This is a genomic window from Lactobacillus nasalidis, from assembly GCF_016587775.1.
Lineage (GTDB): Bacteria > Bacillota > Bacilli > Lactobacillales > Lactobacillaceae > Lactobacillus > Lactobacillus nasalidis.
Genome location: NZ_BOCG01000591.1, coordinates 1 through 3,000, shown reverse-complemented (window position 1 = coordinate 3,000; position 3,000 = coordinate 1). Strand labels below are relative to the sequence as shown.

Sequence of the window (3,000 nt, the reverse complement as noted above, 5' to 3'; positions counted from 1 at the left end):
CGATCCGCCGACTCTGCAAATGGACTTCGTTGCCAACGACTCACCGTTTGCCGGCCGTGAAGGCAGCCAGGTTACTCCAGCCAAGCTGGAAGACCGTCTGCTGCGGCAAACCCGGACTGACGTTTCCTTGAAGGTTGAACCAACTGACCAGCTGAACGCTTGGACTGTTTCCGGCCGTGGTGAACTGCACCTGTCAATCCTGGTTGAAGAAATGCGCCGGGAAGGCTTTGAACTGCAGCTTTCACGTCCTAAGGTTATCTACCGCGAAGTCGACGGCCAAATGTGCGAACCATACGAAGCCGTACAAGTAGACGTTCCAGACGAATACGTCGGCTCAGTCATCGACGGTTTGTCCCAGCGCAAGGGTGAAATGCAGAACATGATTTCCAAGGGCAACGGCCAGACCCGGTTGGAATTCTCAGTTCCTTCCCGTGGTTTGATCGGCTACAACAACGAATTCATGTCCGCAACTGGTGGTTACGGGATCATGAACCACACCTTCAGCGAATACAAGCCGGTTGTCAAGAACTGGAACCCAGGCCGCCGCAACGGTGCCCTGGTTTCAATCAACCAAGGCCAGTCAACGACTTACTCTTTGCAGTCAGTTGAACAGCGCGGCCAGCTCTTCATCGGTGCCGGCGTTCAAGTCTACGAAGGGATGATCGTCGGGGTTTCCTCACGTGACCGTGACATTGCTGTCAACGTTACCAAGGGCAAGAACCTGACCAACACCCGTGCATCCGGTAAGGACCACGCCGCTGCCATCAGAACTCCAAAGACTCTGACTTTGGAAGAATCAATCGAATTCTTGAACGATGACGAATACTGTGAAGTAACTCCGGAAAGCCTGCGCCTGCGCAAGAAGATCCTGAACACTTCAGAACGGCAGAAGTTTGACAAGAAGAAGGCCAAGAACAACTAATTGTTAGTTTTTTGGTAAAGTCTCCCCGCCTACTTGTAGGAGGAGAGGCTTTTTTGTTTTATAATGAAAGGCGACGATTATTTTAAAGAGGGGAAACACGTGAAGGAAAATAAAGCTGGGGCCGGCATGCCTGCCAGAATAAAGGAAGCATTTAAATATTTTGACTACCGCATTTTCATTGTCTATCTGCTGCTGATGACGATCGGCGTGATCGCGGTTTATTCAGCCAGTTCGGAAATACTGCTGATCAATGGCTTCAAAGCCACGGTTTACGGGGTCAAGCAGCTGTCTTACGCGCTAGCCGGGGTGGTGATCTGCCTTTTGTGTTACCGCTTGAACCTGGATTTCCTGCGCCGCGGCAAGCTGCTCTTGTGGCTGCTGGCGGCGATGATGGGGTCGCTGCTCTTCGTTCGCCTGTTTGGCCAGGAGGTCAACGGGGCCCGCGGCTGGATCAACCTGGGGCCGATCAACATTCAGCCGCTGGAGTTGGCCAAGCTGATTCTGATTCTTTACCTGGCCCGGATGCTGGCCAAGGCTGACGGGCGCCTGGTGCGCGGCCACATCATTTCGCAGCTGCTGCCGACGGCAATCGTTGCGGGCTTTACGATGATCCTGGTTTTGATTGAACCCGACTTCGGGGGGACCGCGATTCTTTTTTGCATGGTCTTGATCATGTATTCAGTCTCGGGGATTCCGACCGGCTACGCGCTGTTGAGCATCATCGGCATTGTCGTCCTGGTGGTCGGCGGCTTCAGCCTGATTGTGGCCTGGAATCCGAGCTTTTTGCAGAACGTCTACGTCTACAAGCGTTTCATTGCCTTTTTGCACCCGTTTAAGACGGCAGCCAACGAAGGGGCGCAGCTGGTCAACTCATATTACGCGATCCACAACGGTGGCCTGTTTGGCCTGGGGCTGGGCAACAGCATCCAGAAGCGGGGCTACCTGCCAGAACCGTACACCGACTTCATTTTGTCGATTATCGCTGAAGAAATCGGTTCACTGGGCGCCTTGCTCGTTTTAGGCCTGCTTTTTTACTTGATGCTGCTCATCATGGAGCGCGGGGTCAAGGCCCAGTCACAGTACAGCTCGCTGATCTGCTTCGGGGTGACCGCGATCATCTTTTTCCAGACCCTGTTCAACGTCGGGGCCGTCTTGGGCTTGATGCCGATCACCGGGGTGACTCTGCCCTTCATTTCATACGGTGGTTCCTCCCTGTGGGTGCTTTCAGCCGCGATCGGCCTGGTTTTGAACGTGACGGCGGAAGAAAAAATGAGACAGGAGAGTGAACTGGCAGATGAGTATTAACCAAGAACTGGAAAAGCAGGAGATTCCCAGCCGGACGAGCCTGATCGTTTACCTGCGCAACGTCAACAACGATCAGTTCAAGCTGCGCCGCTTCGGGGACATTGTTTATTTTTCCAAAAAACTGCACTATCTGGTTTTGTACGTCAACCGGGATGAAGCTGAAGAGGTGGCCCACAAGCTGCAGGGCTTCAATTTCGTCAAGCGGGTGGAGTTTTCCATGAACGACGCCTTGAATTTGGACAATCAAAATATCGAGCAGCAGCTCAACCAGATGGCCCAGGAAGCTGAGGAAAAGCTGAATCAAAAAGACAAAGAGGACTGGATCAAGTGAGAATCATTTCTGGAAAATACGCCAAACGGAATTTGTTTACGCTCAAAAGCCAAAAGACCCGGCCGACCAGCGACAAGGTAAAAGAATCGCTGTTCAATTCGCTGGGGCAGTTTTTTGACGGCGAAAGCGTCCTGGACCTCTACGCGGGCAGCGGGGCTTTGGGCATCGAAGCCGTTTCGCGGGGATGCGACCGCGCCGTTTTAAATGACGTCAGCCGGGCCGCCAGTCAGATCATCAAAAAGAACGTGGAGCTGACCCGGGAGCCTGAGCGCTTTGAAGTCTTCACCATGCCGGCCAAGGTAGCCTTGAAGGTCTTTGCCGACCAGGGCCGGCAGTTTGACCTGGTCTTTTTGGACCCGCCATATGCCAAGCAGCAGATGGTCAAGGACATGGCGGCTTTGCTGGCCGGCCAGCTGCTGGCGCCGGCAGCCAGGGTGGTGGT

4 protein-coding genes are annotated in these 3,000 nt (G+C 53.8%); all 4 read left to right on the top strand.

All coding sequences use genetic code 11. From position 1 onward, the window contains the following. A partial coding sequence (locus lacNas_RS11100) for a large ribosomal subunit assembly factor BipA (protein ID WP_507762788.1) occupies window positions 1–922 on the top strand: 922 nt, incomplete at its 5' end. A gap of 99 nt (window positions 923–1,021) precedes the next feature. Next, the gene (locus tag lacNas_RS11095) at window positions 1,022–2,227 is read left to right on the top strand and encodes an FtsW/RodA/SpoVE family cell cycle protein (RefSeq protein ID WP_201330286.1); all 1,206 of its coding nucleotides are present in this window, start codon (window positions 1,022–1,024) and stop codon (window positions 2,225–2,227) included. Then, on the top strand, window positions 2,217–2,558 hold the full coding sequence (locus lacNas_RS11090) for a YlbG family protein (RefSeq protein WP_201330285.1): 342 nt from the start codon (window positions 2,217–2,219) through the stop codon (window positions 2,556–2,558). Before lacNas_RS11095 ends, lacNas_RS11090 begins: the two co-directional genes overlap by 11 nt. Beyond that, the coding region (gene rsmD, locus lacNas_RS11085) for a 16S rRNA (guanine(966)-N(2))-methyltransferase RsmD (protein WP_201346869.1) at window positions 2,555–3,000 on the top strand (446 nt) is incomplete at its 3' end. The genes lacNas_RS11090 and rsmD, both read left to right, overlap by 4 nt.

Coding starts and splice junctions, on each gene's coding strand:
- lacNas_RS11090 (WP_201330285.1), top strand. CDS start 2,217: ATGAGTATTAACCAAGAACTGGAAAAGCAGGAGATTCCCAGCCGGACG.